The organism is Anaeromassilibacillus sp. SJQ-5, from assembly GCF_054108045.1.
In genome coordinates this window covers 1,777,508-1,793,172 of record NZ_JBPJWQ010000001.1, presented here as the reverse complement: position 1 = coordinate 1,793,172, position 15,665 = coordinate 1,777,508, and the positions used below count along the sequence as shown (strand labels likewise).

Annotated in this window: 10 protein-coding genes, 1 pseudogene and 1 CRISPR repeat array (1 of these 12 cut by a window edge); of the genes and pseudogenes, 9 read left to right on the top strand and 2 right to left on the bottom strand. The window is 57.5% G+C overall.

Going from position 1 to position 15,665, the window contains the following annotated elements; all coding sequences use genetic code 11:
- Positions 1-4,189: direct repeats of the CRISPR family, unit length 33 nt; unit sequence GTCGCTCCCCCCGCGGGGAGCGTGGATTGAAAT (it extends 301 nt beyond the left edge of the window).
- A gap of 218 nt (positions 4,190-4,407) precedes the next feature.
- The 5 genes and pseudogenes from ACSAMM_RS07665 to ACSAMM_RS07645 all read left to right on the top strand — a co-directional run.
- A pseudogene (locus ACSAMM_RS07665) lies at positions 4,408-4,581 on the top strand (carboxymuconolactone decarboxylase family protein); the annotation flags it as partial.
- Between the two features lie 45 nt (positions 4,582-4,626).
- Complete coding sequence (locus tag ACSAMM_RS07660; protein WP_457792163.1) at positions 4,627-5,067, top strand: carboxymuconolactone decarboxylase family protein; 441 nt, start codon at positions 4,627-4,629, stop codon at positions 5,065-5,067.
- A 22-nt stretch (positions 5,068-5,089) separates the two neighbouring features.
- Complete coding sequence (locus tag ACSAMM_RS07655; RefSeq protein ID WP_457790863.1) at positions 5,090-6,256, top strand: iron-containing alcohol dehydrogenase; 1,167 nt, start codon at positions 5,090-5,092, stop codon at positions 6,254-6,256.
- Positions 6,257-6,302: 46 nt separating this feature from the next.
- Positions 6,303-6,716 carry a MerR family transcriptional regulator gene (locus ACSAMM_RS07650; RefSeq protein WP_178723375.1) on the top strand — a complete coding sequence of 138 codons (414 nt, stop codon included), beginning with the start codon at positions 6,303-6,305 and terminating at the stop codon, positions 6,714-6,716.
- 16 nt (positions 6,717-6,732) lie between these two features.
- Positions 6,733-7,212, top strand: coding sequence for a flavodoxin (locus ACSAMM_RS07645; protein WP_457790861.1), 480 nt, complete (start codon positions 6,733-6,735; stop codon positions 7,210-7,212).
- A gap of 86 nt (positions 7,213-7,298) precedes the next feature.
- Here ACSAMM_RS07645 and ACSAMM_RS07640 read toward each other — a convergent pair whose 3' ends face one another.
- Positions 7,299-8,372, bottom strand: a complete 1,074-nt coding sequence (locus ACSAMM_RS07640) for a substrate-binding domain-containing protein (protein ID WP_178723371.1) — start codon at positions 8,370-8,372, stop codon at positions 7,299-7,301.
- 441 nt (positions 8,373-8,813) lie between these two features.
- Between ACSAMM_RS07640 and ACSAMM_RS07635 the strand changes: the two genes are divergently transcribed.
- The gene (locus tag ACSAMM_RS07635) at positions 8,814-10,919 is read left to right on the top strand and encodes a fibronectin type III domain-containing protein (protein ID WP_457790859.1); all 2,106 of its coding nucleotides are present in this window, start codon (positions 8,814-8,816) and stop codon (positions 10,917-10,919) included.
- Positions 10,920-10,941: 22 nt separating this feature from the next.
- Here the strand turns inward: ACSAMM_RS07635 and ACSAMM_RS07630 are convergent, their stop codons facing one another.
- Positions 10,942-11,247 (bottom strand): hypothetical protein, encoded by a 306-nt coding sequence (locus tag ACSAMM_RS07630; protein ID WP_457790857.1) that lies wholly within the window; start codon positions 11,245-11,247, stop codon positions 10,942-10,944.
- Between ACSAMM_RS07630 and ACSAMM_RS07625 the strand changes: the two genes are divergently transcribed.
- Genes ACSAMM_RS07625 through ACSAMM_RS07615 form a run of 3 tightly spaced genes read left to right on the top strand, consistent with a single transcriptional unit; the run spans position 11,234 to position 15,616 of the window.
- The gene (locus ACSAMM_RS07625; RefSeq protein ID WP_178723364.1) at positions 11,234-12,631 is read left to right on the top strand and encodes a DUF4874 domain-containing protein; all 1,398 of its coding nucleotides are present in this window, start codon (positions 11,234-11,236) and stop codon (positions 12,629-12,631) included. The two genes, ACSAMM_RS07630 and ACSAMM_RS07625, sit on opposite strands and share 14 nt — an antisense overlap.
- 44 nt (positions 12,632-12,675) lie before the next feature.
- Positions 12,676-14,163, top strand: coding sequence for an ABC transporter substrate-binding protein (locus ACSAMM_RS07620; RefSeq protein ID WP_457790855.1), 1,488 nt, complete (start codon positions 12,676-12,678; stop codon positions 14,161-14,163).
- Positions 14,164-14,179: 16 nt separating this feature from the next.
- Positions 14,180-15,616, top strand: a complete 1,437-nt coding sequence (locus tag ACSAMM_RS07615; protein WP_178723360.1) for a DUF4874 domain-containing protein — start codon at positions 14,180-14,182, stop codon at positions 15,614-15,616.
- Positions 15,617-15,665: the final 49 nt, after the last annotated feature.

The window sequence follows — 15,665 nt, the reverse complement described above, 5'->3', positions numbered from 1 at the left end:
AAATTACCCTTCCGGCAAAAAACTAGGGTCTATAGCCACATTGGTGTCGCTCCCCCCGCGGGGAGCGTGGATTGAAATGTTTGCTCGTCCCATTTCTACGATTTTGTCGTGTAAAGTCGCTCCCCCCGCGGGGAGCGTGGATTGAAATGTATAGGTAAAAGTTTTATCAAATTCAAGGCCAACCGTCGCTCCCCCCGCGGGGAGCGTGGATTGAAATATAAACAGACAATCCCGAAGAGGTAACCACAACATAGTCGCTCCCCCCGCGGGGAGCGTGGATTGAAATATTTCCTTTGACTAGGTTTAATCAGACTTTTAGAGTCGCTCCCCCCGCGGGGAGCGTGGATTGAAATATTTTGTATAGTTGGCGGTAGAATGAACAAGTTACCGTCGCTCCCCCCGCGGGGAGCGTGGATTGAAATGCGTTTTGATGCTGTTTGGATAGAAACTTAGGCTAAGTCGCTCCCCCCGCGGGGAGCGTGGATTGAAATAAACCTGATACTATATATACAATATCGGGTAAGGTGTCGCTCCCCCCGCGGGGAGCGTGGATTGAAATTTTTTGTGGAAGGCACTTGCAAGCCGGAACTGGAAGTCGCTCCCCCCGCGGGGAGCGTGGATTGAAATTCGCAATCAAATTTTCCAAAATTGATGGACTGTTGTCGCTCCCCCCGCGGGGAGCGTGGATTGAAATCGGAACCGCCCAAGAATCAAACAACTTGTAATAACGGTCGCTCCCCCCGCGGGGAGCGTGGATTGAAATAAAAGCGCATCATCCGTGGATGTCTGCAAAAGGTCGAGTCGCTCCCCCCGCGGGGAGCGTGGATTGAAATACAAAAAACGATCCCCTTTTCTTTTTTCAGAGAGCGTCGCTCCCCCCGCGGGGAGCGTGGATTGAAATAAAGTGGGACGGCCGCGGCCGGTCTATATATGCCGTCGCTCCCCCCGCGGGGAGCGTGGATTGAAATTTACATCAAGGATCCTGTGACCAACATTGTACAGTCGCTCCCCCCGCGGGGAGCGTGGATTGAAATACAGAAGCGATTGTGAAGACCCGTTCTTCACCTTGTCGCTCCCCCCGCGGGGAGCGTGGATTGAAATAGACAAGTGGTGGTATAAGCTTAAGACCGGAACCGGGTCGCTCCCCCCGCGGGGAGCGTGGATTGAAATTCCCGCAACAGACCAAGCGGGCCAGGCACTCGGTGGTCGCTCCCCCCGCGGGGAGCGTGGATTGAAATCGGTGGTGGAGGAGCAAATCAAGGTTATCAATCAGTCGCTCCCCCCGCGGGGAGCGTGGATTGAAATCGTGTTGGGTTCGTCTGCGTAGCTGGTGATTCTGTCGGTCGCTCCCCCCGCGGGGAGCGTGGATTGAAATTTCGCGGAAATGTTTGGCCACGCACCGCATAAGTAGGTCGCTCCCCCCGCGGGGAGCGTGGATTGAAATCGGGTGTCGTGGGATAGGCGGATTTCTGCGTATCGTCGCTCCCCCCGCGGGGAGCGTGGATTGAAATACGTTTTGGCGCTGAAAATCCGTAAGGCCGTCCAGTGTCGCTCCCCCCGCGGGGAGCGTGGATTGAAATCGCGCCGAGTGCGCCGCCATCATGGACGAATATAAGGTCGCTCCCCCCGCGGGGAGCGTGGATTGAAATGGCATGACTATGGACGATTTCCGGCAAGCGGTAGGTCGCTCCCCCCGCGGGGAGCGTGGATTGAAATTCCATCCGCCGCGATAAACGGCGCGTAGGCATCCCAAGTCGCTCCCCCCGCGGGGAGCGTGGATTGAAATCTTATGTGGCGGCGCAGTTCTGGTGACTGCCGCACGTCGCTCCCCCCGCGGGGAGCGTGGATTGAAATCGTTACAACCAGTCGCCCAAAATCTACGCATTGCGGTCGCTCCCCCCGCGGGGAGCGTGGATTGAAATACATTTTGAAATAGACCGCATGTTGTCCGGCATGACGTCGCTCCCCCCGCGGGGAGCGTGGATTGAAATGTTTTTGCATATTGCGGATTAGAGCAGAGGGGGGTCGCTCCCCCCGCGGGGAGCGTGGATTGAAATGAACGCATCACGGCCAGCCCGGAAGCGTTAGCGCGTCGCTCCCCCCGCGGGGAGCGTGGATTGAAATTGGTTTAAGTGCAAATGCACGCGGCCGATGCCTAGTCGCTCCCCCCGCGGGGAGCGTGGATTGAAATTCGGCGCAGCGGCGGGCATCCCCCTTGTCCGAAAACAGGTCGCTCCCCCCGCGGGGAGCGTGGATTGAAATGTCCCTATGTACAACCTCGTAGGCCGTACGCACGTCAAGTCGCTCCCCCCGCGGGGAGCGTGGATTGAAATGTTGGTTGCGCCGATAGGTTGCAGGTAGATTTCTTGTCGCTCCCCCCGCGGGGAGCGTGGATTGAAATTCGTACAATATTGCCATGGTCCGCAGGTCCTTAATGGTCGCTCCCCCCGCGGGGAGCGTGGATTGAAATTGTTTTGGGCAGCGCGGCCAAGCGTATCCAAGCACGTCGCTCCCCCCGCGGGGAGCGTGGATTGAAATAACTTTGTGATACCTGACCTGGAACTCATCGCAAACAGTCGCTCCCCCCGCGGGGAGCGTGGATTGAAATATATAAGCCCAAAAAGAAGGAGGAACGAACATGCAGGTCGCTCCCCCCGCGGGGAGCGTGGATTGAAATCTTGAAACGCTTGTCAATGATGGACTGAGTGCGGTCGCTCCCCCCGCGGGGAGCGTGGATTGAAATCTTCGTACCGAACCGACTGGTTTGGGAACACTGGAAGGTCGCTCCCCCCGCGGGGAGCGTGGATTGAAATGTTGATGGTTGCAGCTGTTGCATTTGATAAGTCTGGTCGCTCCCCCCGCGGGGAGCGTGGATTGAAATCTGCCCTGATGGATACCACCCGCCCCAGCGGGGTATCGTCGCTCCCCCCGCGGGGAGCGTGGATTGAAATGTAGTCTAGTTCCCGGAATGCCTTATCGGCCTGTGCCCGTCGCTCCCCCCGCGGGGAGCGTGGATTGAAATGTAGTCTAGTTCCCGGAATGCCTTATCGGCCTGTGCCCGTCGCTCCCCCCGCGGGGAGCGTGGATTGAAATGCCCTGGACAGCTTGTGTACTGTGGCCTAACGTCGGGTCGCTCCCCCCGCGGGGAGCGTGGATTGAAATGACTGGTGTTGCTCGTGAATCGATAGCTTGATGATGGTCGCTCCCCCCGCGGGGAGCGTGGATTGAAATCAATCAAAAAGAAATGGAGGAAATAACAAAATGGTGTCGCTCCCCCCGCGGGGAGCGTGGATTGAAATCCTTGCGTCCTTGTCGTGCTGATGAATTGACATCAGTCGCTCCCCCCGCGGGGAGCGTGGATTGAAATGGGACGAAGAAGAAGTAAATGTCCAGGTTGGCATTGTCGCTCCCCCCGCGGGGAGCGTGGATTGAAATTTGGTTTCCTCCTTAGTGATGGTCAATCAGTCCAGGGGTCGCTCCCCCCGCGGGGAGCGTGGATTGAAATGTCCAGAACTTTTGCCTGTTTGTTGGTTAAATTAAAGTCGCTCCCCCCGCGGGGAGCGTGGATTGAAATCCAGGCAATCAAGGACATTCAGCGCGACATGGGAGACGTCGCTCCCCCCGCGGGGAGCGTGGATTGAAATCGACTGCACGACCTCTCCAGGGTCATACACAAACTTGTCGCTCCCCCCGCGGGGAGCGTGGATTGAAATATACTCCGGCCGCTGCATGAAGGCTAACTGCTTTGGTCGCTCCCCCCGCGGGGAGCGTGGATTGAAATTCCGCGGCTCTCGTCAAATATAGATGGGTCTGCAAGTCGCTCCCCCCGCGGGGAGCGTGGATTGAAATAAATACAGAATTGTTGGAAAAACAACATTACCGCGGTCGCTCCCCCCGCGGGGAGCGTGGATTGAAATCCGTCCGCATTACATCACCCCGATTTCCTGTAGCAGTCGCTCCCCCCGCGGGGAGCGTGGATTGAAATAGGCAAATCAAACTCTTTGGCAATTGACCCAAAATGTCGCTCCCCCCGCGGGGAGCGTGGATTGAAATCAAAAGGGGCGCATAAGGAACGATAATTTCTCGCGTCGCTCCCCCCGCGGGGAGCGTGGATTGAAATACCTATGATAGGATGGCGAAAGAAGGACGGTTCCGTGTCGCTCCCCCCGCGGGGAGCGTGGATTGAAATATTGGTTGCGACGGTTTTATCACGCTCGGCCTGTGGTCGTATCCCCGCGGGGAGCGTGAATTTAAAATTTGCGCTTGACTTGGAGTGTACTCCAAGTGCTAAGCTAAAGATAACGTCGATGAGAAAAGAGGTTTTTAAGTTGGTATTCTCCGATACCATAAGGGACGCTGGCTTTGTTGCGGAGTTGTTGAGAACGGACCCAGAGTTCGTCGAGAGGTTTGGCAGCTTTTGCTTTTGATGAGGCAGCCCATCAGGGGAGCCTAGACGAACACACGCGATTCCATGTTATTTTGGCTGCGTTGCTTGGGTGTCAGGGAGTCGAGGCGTTTACGGAGATGCTGCCCGTCGCGCTACGCGTTGGCGTCACACCGGCGGAGATTAAGGAAATCGTATACCAGGCCACCGCCTACTTAGGCTTCGGGCGGGTTTTCCCTTTTATGAGAGCTGTCAATGAAACGCTGACTGCGCAGGGGATCGCATTGCCCTTGGAAGGGGCAGCCACCACGACGCGGGAGACCCGTCTCGAGGCGGGCGTGCAGGCCCAGGTGGATATTTTCGGCGAAGGCATGCGGGATTTTTGGCGGTCCGGGGAAGAGAAAAGCCGTCACCTCAAGCGGTGGCAGGCGGAGAACTGTTTCGGCGACTGGTATACTCGCAAGGGATTGGATCTCCGGCAGCGGGGACTGATCACCCTGTGCCTTCTCGCCGCCCAGGGCGGATGCGAGCCGCAGCTGACCAGCCACGCGGCCGCCAATCTGCGGCTGGGAAACGATAAACGGTTTCTTATCGACGCCATATCCCAGTGTCTGCCCTATATCGGTTATCCCCGCAGCCTGAACGCGCTTCGGTGCGTGAACGAGGCAGCGGGGAACCAATAAAACAGGAAAAGGAGATTCTAGAATGAACAGTTTTATTTATGACATTCCTACCAAGGTCTATTTCGGTGAACATCAGCTTAGCCATTTGGGCGAGGAGCTGGCCAAATACGGCAAGCGGGTACTGCTGACCTACGGAGGTGGTTCCATCAAAAAGTCCGGCTTATACGACGCGGTGGCGGCCGAGGTCAAGGCGGCGGGGCTCACCCTCTTCGAGCTTTCCGGCATCGAGCCGAATCCCCGTATCGATTCCGTGCGGGCCGGCGCGGAACTCTGCAAAAAGGAACGCATCGACGTGCTGCTGGCGGTAGGCGGCGGCTCCACCATCGACGCGACGAAGTACATCGCCGCCGGGGCCTGCGTGGATTTTGACCCTTGGGATTTTTTTAGCAAATGGGCGCCCATCGAGAGGGCGCTCCCCATTGTGACGGTGCTGACCCTATCCGCCACCGGCTCGGAAATGGACACGGGCGGCGTCATCAGCAACCCCGAGACCCAGGATAAAATCGGCCGTCTCGCGCCGCCGTTGCTGCCCAAGGTTTCTTTCCTCGATCCCACCAACACCTATACGGTCAGTCCCTATCAAACGGCCTGCGGCGCAGCGGATATTATGAGCCACATTCTGGAGGTCTACTTCAACCTGGAGCCGGATCTGTATATGCTGGACTGCTTTATGGAGGGGCTGATGAAGACCGTCATCAAGTACACCCCCATCGCCCTGCGGGAGCCGGAAAACTATGAGGCGCGCGCCAACCTGATGTGGACTTCCAGCTGGGCCATCAACGGCTTTGTGAACGGCGGCAAGCAGCAGGCCTGGAGCTGCCATCCCATGGAGCACGAGCTGTCCGCTATCTACGACATCACACACGGTCTGGGACTGGCCATCCTGACGCCCCGTTGGCTGACCTATTGTTTGGACGAGACCACGGTTTCCAAGTATGTGCAGTTCGGCGTGGAGGTATTCGGCATCGACGCCGGACTGCCGCCCATGAACATCGCCAAGCAGGCCATCGATGAGCTCTCCGCGTTTCTTTTCGATACACTGGGACTGGCGCGCACCTTTACCGAGGTGGGCATTCGGGCGGAGGACTTCCCGGTGATGGCAAAGAAAGCCTGCGAGGACGGCGTCCTGGCCGGCTTCAAGCCTCTCCGGCAGAGCGATATTGAAAAAATCTTTACCATGTGCCTGTGAGGTACCGGTTTCTACGACAACGATTTACAAAAAGAGGGGGATAGGCTTGACCATTGCCGAAGTGAGCAGGCGGTATGCCATCAGCGCCGACACTCTGCGCTACTACGAGCGTATCGGCTTGATTCCGCCGGTGCCCCGGAACAAAAGCGGCATCCGTGACTATGATGAGGAGTCCTGCCGCTGGATTGAGCTAATGAAGTGCATGCGCGCCGCCGGCGTGGGGATCGAAGCGCTCATTGAGTATGTGGCGCTGTTCCAGCGGGGAGATGAGACGATAGATGCCCGCAAGGCCCTTTTAATCGAGCAGCGGAATCAGCTGATCGCCCGGATGGAGGACATGCAGGCCTCCCTGGAGCGGCTCAACGATAAGATCGATCGCTACGGCCAGGGGCTGATGGTCAAGGAGCGGCAGCTTCGCCGTCCCAAGGAGGAAAGCGGCGAAGACAAAAAACCCGTTTAGAATGGGGGACGGTTACATGAGTAAAACCTTAGTGGCTTATTTTTCCGCGAGCGGGGAAACCGCCCGGCTGGCAAAGACCTTGGCACAGGCGGCTGGCGGAGACCTCTATGCGATCGTGCCAGAGCAGGCATACACATCCGCCGACCTCAACTGGAACGACAAACACAGTCGCTCCAGCCTCGAAATGAACGACCCCGCTTCCCGCCCGGCGATTGCGGGAAAGGTGCCGGACATGGGCGGCTACGACACCGTTTTTGTGGGCTTTCCCATCTGGTGGTATGTCGCCCCCACCATTGTAAAAACGTTTTTGGAAAGCTATGATTTTTCCGGTAAGACGGTGATTCCTTTTGCCACCTCCGGCGGCAGCGGCATGGGCCGGACAGTTGATGTGCTCAAAGGCGTTTGTCCCGCCGCCCGCTTTCTGCCCGGCAAAAGGATGGACAGCGACGCTTCCGCGGAAGAAGTGACTGCTTGGGTAAAGAGCCTGGGGGTATAAGTCCTAATGGTTCTCTCACGTAAAAAGTAACGCCAACCGTCTGGTTGGCGTTACTTTTTTGTCTGATACACGGCACTAAGGCACGTTTATTTAATGATAACCGCGCTGTCCAGGCGCAGGCAGCGCCAGCTGCTTTTCGGGTTTTGCAGCCGCCAGAGGATTTGCTCGCCCATCATCTGGCCGATTTCGGTGGAATGGATATCCACGGTGGAACAGGAGGGGATGGACGCTATCAGTTCGGAGGTGTTGTCGAAGCCGGTGACCGCCACCTGATCATACAGCCGATACGGCGGTTCCTTTAGCTTGATGACATTGCTGGCGATATAGTCGTTTCCACAGACAAAGGCGGTCGGCAGCTTGGGCATGCTCTTGAGCTGCTCGTAGAACTCGTCCGTCGTATAGTATTCCTTGCCCCGAAAATCCGCGCCCTCGAGATTGAAGTGCAGGGTGATTTCCCCCGCACGGGTGAGAGGAGATTCCTGCATGGCCAGGTGATAACCCTGCCAGCGTTCAAAAAAGCTCTGACACGAATCCTTGTTGCCGGCAAAAGCGATGCGGGTATGCCCGGCTTCTATCAAGTGACGGGTCAGCTGGTAAGAAGCACCTAGGTTTTCCACCATAATCACATCGCACATTCGGTTGCAATGGAACAAGTCGGACGAGATGTCAAAGGTGACGAGGGGAATCCCCAGGGAGCTTATACTCTTATAATATTCGCTTTGAAACAGGCCGGCCATCACGATACCGTCGGGCGGGTTGTTCAAAAGCGCGCCGGGAGGCGACATGGTCTGTTCGTGTTCGAGACCTATGACAACAAAGCGCATGGTGCACCCGTGCTGGCTGAGCGTACGTTCAAGGTTTAAAATAATCGGCATCCAAAAAAAGTCGCTGATGGATTTTTGGTAGCAGACAAAAGCGATATCGTAGCGAAGTTCGGCCGTCGGCCGGGACTCAGTGGATTTGGAGACGGGCGTGTTTTCATCCGGCGGTCCTCCGGCATTGCCGAGGAGGGGATGGGTATACCCGAGCAGCCGCGCTTGCTCCAAGATGCGTTCCCGCGTTTTCTCCTTAACGCCTGGGATCCCATTGAACACTTTGGAGACGGTGTTGCGAGATAGATGCAGCTGCTCCGCTATGGTTTCTTGCGTTACTTTTTCCATGGAATCCTCCTCCGATCCAATTGCTGACCGCGTATGGGAGTGCTACCGCATGCCTTTCTGTGCTTATTATTTTACATTTTTTGTTCCTAAATGTCAATTGTGAGTTTTATGAATGCTTCGAGGAACGTCGATGTTCCAACGAGAGAACTGGAATTTTCTTTGAATTAAAAGTTTACATTTTTTACATTTTCAAAAAACGAAATGTAATATTAAAAGATTTGTTGCAATTTTATTGACAAATTATCGAAATAAAAAGAAGTTATTCTAATTAAATTGAAAAAATAGGTTGACAAAATAGAAAAATGATGTAAAATTAATGTGTAAATCATCATCGAAAGCCAACATGATGTAAAATTTGAGAGGGTGATAAGCTATATGTAAAGTTTCGCAACGCCTCATGTCAAACTATTTGCATAAAACAGGAAAGGGGTTTTGGGTGAAATGAAACGCATGCTAACCATGGCGGCCGCGGCGGCGGTATTGTGCACAACGCTGTGCGGGGGCTTGTCCCTGGGAGCGTCGGCTGCGGACGAACAGGCGCCGGCGCCGATGAAGCTGAGGCTGATGCAGGGCTTTAGCTATGAGGGGAAAGCGGTCGGCGACGACATCGGTGTTTCCGGTGAGTATAAGGTGCAAGTAAACGGCCCGGCGACGGCAAAATTGTCGGAATCCCTGGGGGCGCTCGGCGCGGCCAATGCGGCGACCTTTGATTCTGAAGAGCAGACCGGCTTCTCTGAAAGCAAAGAGACCAGCTTCGAGGTGTTTTATCAAGGCTCCAACGATTTGACGGGTCTGACCGGCTGGATGGCGTATGTAAAGATGCCGGTCAACAAATCCGCCGCTATACCGAACCTCGACGCCGCCAACCATCCCGGCAACCGGGAAGGGGAATACTACTCCCGCCTGTTCATCGGTCAATACGCTATCAAAGACGAGGCGATGGCGTGGCCGAATTTGGGGAGCGCGGACGTTCGGATCCTCGATAAAAACGGCACGGAATGGCAGACACTTAAGGCGAGCGAGGGATTTGTGGATCTGCCCAACGGCTTCGAGGGATACATAAAGGTCAAGCTCAGCGAGTTGGGCAATACAGCCGGCACCGACGGCGGGGGAGCCGCCATGACCGGTCGGTTTGAATCCACGACCTTCAAATACCGCAGCATGGGCGGCGAGGTGTGCGGCCCGGCGGTGGTCAACGCCATTTACGGCATCACCGAGGACAGCGACAGCGTCACCGCCTTGCTCGGCAGCGAGGAGACGCCGCGTTTTCTGACCAATGGAAAAACAGTGGACAAGGTGGACGACACCCTGCTGGACGCGGCTATGAAGGGCCGGGTTCTGCAAAGCTTCAACGCCTATGCCGAGGGCGCGGATCTGATGGAAAGCGGCGGCCTGAAAAGCTATTACCTGAAGGATCTCGACGCCACCATCGCGCCTCAGGTGGGAGGCATCGAGAAAAGCCCGTCGCTGAAGCTGGACGGCCCGACGCAGGGCGGCTTCCGGGACGGCGGCCCGTTTTATGAAATCTATTTTCCTAAGCATACGCAGGCAAAAGGCGTGAAGGGCATCATGTTCTATGTCAAATGCGCCGCCCCGCATAAGGAGGATACCGAACGCTCCCGTCTTCAGATGACGCTGTACAGCGAAGGCGACGGCGGAGTGAAATACACCAAGCTCGGCGACGGAAAAACCGTGAAAATCCTGGAAAAGGGCGCGAAAAAGTGGGCCACGGCGCCCAGTGCCGACGGCAACATTCTGGTTTTGCCTGCCAACTTTGAAGGTTATATCCTTTACGATCTGAAAGATATGACGGTGGCCCCCATCACAGAGGATCTGGAAAACAGGAGCCTGATTAGTGCCCATTTCGCTTTCCACGCGGTGGGCGGAGACGCGGGGGCGTGTTATCTCGACGCCATGTATGCCGTCACCGACATGGGGCAGAAGGACATCCTGATGAGCCTGAACGGCTGCGACGTGTATAATCTGGCCACCGGCGCCCCTGCCACTCGGGAGGATCTCCTGGAGAAGGGGCCGGAAATCGGCGAGGTGTTCGACGACATCCCCGAGGCTACTCTGGACAAAACCGTCCATGAGGTGGGCGAGGCGGATTTGACCGATACGAGCGTGAAGCTGAGCTGGGATGCGGTGGACGGCGCCGCGGCTTACCGGGTGGATGTTTTCCGCACCGAGGCGGCCAGCGACGGCATTTCCATCAAATACGTCTGCGCCGCGAGTCAGAAGACCACCGACACCTCGCTGACTGTCAGCGGCCTGTCCGCTTCCATGCGGTATTACGTTGTGGTCAGTGTATTGGACGCGTTTGACGGCGTGACGGACATCTTCGGCTATCAGCGATTTATGACTGCTGATTCTGCCGACCCGGTCCCCGCGCCGGATCCCGATTCCTCGGAAAGCGGGGGCGGGACGCCCTCTGACGGCGGAGATCCGATCCCGCCCACCGGCGTACCGGCGGCCGCCGGCGCTGTGACCTTGGCGGCCCTGGCTGCCGCGGCGGTCATCCTTCTTCGGAAAAAACAGGACCGATAGTAATTGGAGGAAACATGAAGCCTTACAGGAAATGGCTCGCCGGACTGACGTGCGCCGTGCTGCTGGCTTCCTGCGCTTCCGGATGCAGCCGGCCGGGAACCCCCGTGAGCGGGGGTTCATCGGCCGGCAGCGCCGCGGAGACGGAAGGAACGGCACAGACAACGGCCCCGTCCGCGCAGGAATCCGGCGCGGGCACCACGGCGGAAACCGACACGTCCGCGTCAGGCGGCACCAAAGCGACCACGGCCCGCCCGGCGCCGATTCCCACCAAAACGCTGAACGTCAGCCGGAAGCTGAAGGAGGGGAGCAGCGAGATGGATCGCTCCATGCTCGGCAACCCCGACCGCGGCTTCCGTTATGAAACCTATCTCAACGTTTCCAACCTCAACGATCCGGATCGCCACTGGAGCTCCCAGATGGATCCGACTTCCCGGCTCAAGGCGCAAATGGAAATGTACATGTCGGAAACGCCGCAGCTGGCGCAGATTTATTTTTACCTCTCCGGCTATAACAACACGCCCACCATCCCGGAATACGGGATGAAGCGGATGCAGGAATATTTCGACTATGCTCGCGAGCTGAAAATCCGGCTGCTGGTGCGTTTCGCCTATCAAAATGGCGGAGAGGGGCTGAACGAGGCGCCCGATTCGGTTATGTTCAGCCATATCAAGCAGTTAGGGCCCCTACTGGAAAAGAACAAGGATGTCATCCATGTCGTGCAGATGGGGTTCCTGGGCGCCTGGGCCGAGTGGCACAGCTATAAGATGGAGCACGACCGGGTGCGGCTCATCCGCGAGGTGGCGAACATGACGCCCAAGGGCATCTATCTGCAAATCCGCATACCGGAATACAAAAATTTGATTCCCAAAGCCGACCCCATCTTCAGCCGTCTAGGCTATCACAACGACAGCTTGTTCGGCACCGTCACCGGCAGCCAGGCGGGGCTTGGCACCGGCAATGTGGATGTCGGCAAGCCCGACTGGGATCAGGTGACCCGGGAGGCGGCGTACATCCCGATCGACGGGGAACTGTTCTGGGGCAAATGGTCGATCAACCAGGACGGCAACAGCGACGGCTTTCTGCTCGACGGCTTCAAGGTCATCGAGCAGCTCAGTCAGCACCGGTTCACGTCGCTGAGCATCAACCACAACTATCACGAGGACGGGTTTGAACACAAGTATTCCATGCAGTACTGGCAGGAGACGGCCATCACCGAGCAGTGGCTGAAAAACAACGGCATATTCTACGCGCCCGGCTGGTTTAAGGACAGCGCGGGCCAGGCGGTTTCCCGCACCGTGTTCGATTTCATCCGGGATTATCTCGGCTACCGGCTGGTGGGTACAGACTGGAAGGCCAGCGGCAAGCTGGAGAAAAAGGGCAGCGTCAAGGCGGAGCTGTCGCTGAACAACTACGGTTTCTCCGCCCCCTATAACCTGGAAAGCGGCTTCGCTATCCTGGACGAGAACAACAACCCGGTCAAAACCGTCAAGGCGGGCACGCCCACCGATTGGCACAGCCGCAACCCCACCAATTACAACGACGGGAAGCTGCTCACCCACAAGGTGACGGCAAACTGCCCCCTGCCTGACAAGGCAGGCCGGTATAAGCTGGCGTTTTATCTGAAAAACCCTCTGGGCGTCGGCGCGCAGCTGGCCAACGACATTCCGTTCGAGAACGGGTACAATATCCTGGAAACCATCGAAATCGGCTGACCCGGAGTGGATGCGTCCGGGCGGCAGCGAAAGGAAGAGTGTGCATGAGCAAACGAATAGTGGCGGCCCTGCTGTGCGGTCTGCTGGCAGTCGGCGGGCTGACGAGCTGTGGAGGCCAAAAGTCGCCGGTCGGCAGCGATCTCACCGCCTCCACGGGAGAAACCGGCCCCGTCCCCACGGGGGAGAACAGCGCGGTTTCCTCCGACGGCGATATCCTAGTGCCGGACGACACGCCGACCTCTCCCATCACGCAAAAACCGGAGGACGGGAAAACCAAGGCCACCCAGAAGGTGACCACCACCACGGCCAAGCCCATGACCTATACCAAGACCAAGCAGGACACCATGTTTGAAAGCGCCAGGGGCTCCTCCATCCTGCTGTTCTACGGCGGGAGCCTGTCCGACAACGAGAAAAAGGTGGCGGCGGAGTTCACCAAGCAATACGGCATCACCATCAAGTACGAGACGATGGGATGGGCGGAATACAACGCCAAAATCGCGCAGCGGGTTGCCGCGGGCAATCCGCCCGATTCGGCGGTCATGACCGACGCCTCTGCTCTGAATTTCATGTACGGCAACATCGCCCAGCCCCTGAACAAGTACATGGACACGTCGGATCCGTATTGGAACTGGAATCCCTCGATTCTCAAGCAGTATTCCATCGGGGACAAGATTTACGCGGTGCCCGATTACGGCATTAGCACGTTCTTCATTTATTACAACAAAACGCTGTTCCAGGAAAACGGCATCGAAGACCCTTACAAGCTTTATCAGCAGGGCAAATGGGATTTCGCCAAATTCCGGGAAACCGCCAAAAAAGCCACCCTGTATGAAAAGGACAACACCACCGTCAAGTGCTACGGCTTCGCCACCTGGTACCGCGAGCTGTTCGTGCTGGCCAACGGCGGCAACATCATCGCCCCTGACGGCAAAGGGCGGTATGTCTCGGCTGTGGACACCCCGAACGCTCTGGCGGGGCTTAACCTGCTTAAAGATCTGTGCAAGGACGGCTCCTGCGACGCGTCCATGGGCGGCTACACCGAATTCAAGTCCCGCAAGGTGGCCATGCTGGCAGAGCGGCCCTGGAACGCCATCGGGCAGTACGACTATTACAAAACCATGAAGGATGAAATCGGCGTCGTTCCGGTGCCCAAGGGCCCGAACGCCGACAAGGTATACGCTCCGAGCAACACCACCGCCTCCTATGTGCCGGCCAAATGCAAAAACCCGGTGGGCGGCATGGCCTGGAACTATTTCAGCCTGCGCCGTTCCATCGAGGGGGAGAAGCAGAACCATCCGGATGCGGTGGAATTCCGCCGGAAATCTATGTCCGACGAGCATAAGGCCATCATCGACGCTTATCTGAAAAACGCCACGCAGGTGACCTCCCGCTTGGATTCTCTCAGCGGCTGGAGCAACTACAGCGTGGAATTCTGGGGCGGACTTGTGTCCGAATTCAAGCCTGCGGAGGAAATGGCGGCTTCCATGAAGAGCATACTCGACAGTTCCATCATCCGCACTATCGGCAAATAAGAAAGGCGTGACCGCGATGGAAACCACCATTCTGTTTCATCCCATCACTAGCGAGGGAGACGAGGCCCTGCTGAAAAATCCGGATCGGGGCTTCCGGATGGAAACCTGGTGCAACGTGGGCAACCGGAAGGACGATAAGCAGCGGGAGCATGAGGATCCCGCCGACATGCTGCGGGAGCAGGCCGCGTTTTATGCGCCGGAATCCCCCCAGCTGGCTCAGGTCTATTTTTATCTGACCAACTACAAGACCGTCCCGGTGATCCCGGAAGTCGGCATGAACCGGATACAGCGGTATTTCGACACAGCCCGGGAGCTGGGGTTCAAGCTGCTGGTGCGCTTTGCCTATCAAGGAGATGGGGACGGCACCGGCGAGGCGGCGGACGACATCATGCTGGCGCATATGCGCCAGCTGAAGCCCCTGCTCGAGAAGAACCGGGCTCTCATCCATCTGGTGCAATCGGGTTTTCTGGGCGCCTGGGGCGAATGGCACAGCTACAAGATGGAGCACGACCGGCTCAGGCTGCTTCACGCCATCGGCGAGATGGCGCCCTCCGAACTCTTTTTGCAGATTCGCATACCTACATATAAAAACTTGTTGGATAAGGCCGATCCGCTCTACCGCCGCCTCGGCTTCAACATCGACAGCACCTTCGGCTATGTGGAACCGGAGCAGATGGGACGGGGCACCGACGGCGTGGACCCTGGCAAGCCCGACTGGATGCAGATCACCAGGGAGTCGCCCTATGTCCCGATTGACGGCGAACTGTTTTGGGGCACCTGGTCGCTCAATGAGCATTTCAACGACCGGGACGGCTTTATGATCGACGGGTATGGCGTTATCCGGGAGCTCAGCGAGCATCGCTTCAATTCCCTGAGTGTCCATCACAATTACCGGGAGCTGGGGCCGGAGAAGAAGCTCTCTATGCAGTACTGGAAGGAAGCCGCGCTGACGCCCGAGTGGCTGGACGCTCACGGCCTGCTGTACGCGCCGGGCTGGTTCCAAAAGGCGGACGGCGGCCCGGTCGAGCGCCAGGTGTTCGATTATACGCGGGACTATCTCGGCTATAAGCTGGAGCTGCGGCGGCTGACCCTGACGGGGGAGGCGGTATCCGGCGGCCGCATACACGCGCGGCTGGAACTGGTGAACTATGGCTTCTCGGTTCCGTTCGGTATGGAAGAAAGCGGCTTTGCCCTGCTGGACAGCGAGGGCGGGCTGATTTCCGAAACACCGGCAGGCGCCCCCCTGACCTGGCACAGCCGGAATCCCGAGGATTATGGCGACGCCCGCCTGCTGACCCATACGGTGGAAGCGTCTATCCCTCTGCCGGAGGCAAAAGGAACCTACACTCTGGCGTTTTACCTGCGCAATTCCATGGGAACCGGCGCCCGGATGGGCAACACCGAGCCGTTTGCACACGGCCGTACGCTTTTATGCGAGGTGCCGGTTATCTAATGTCTGCTGAACGCCCAATAAACGCGGCCGCAAGCGGCAGGATACAGTA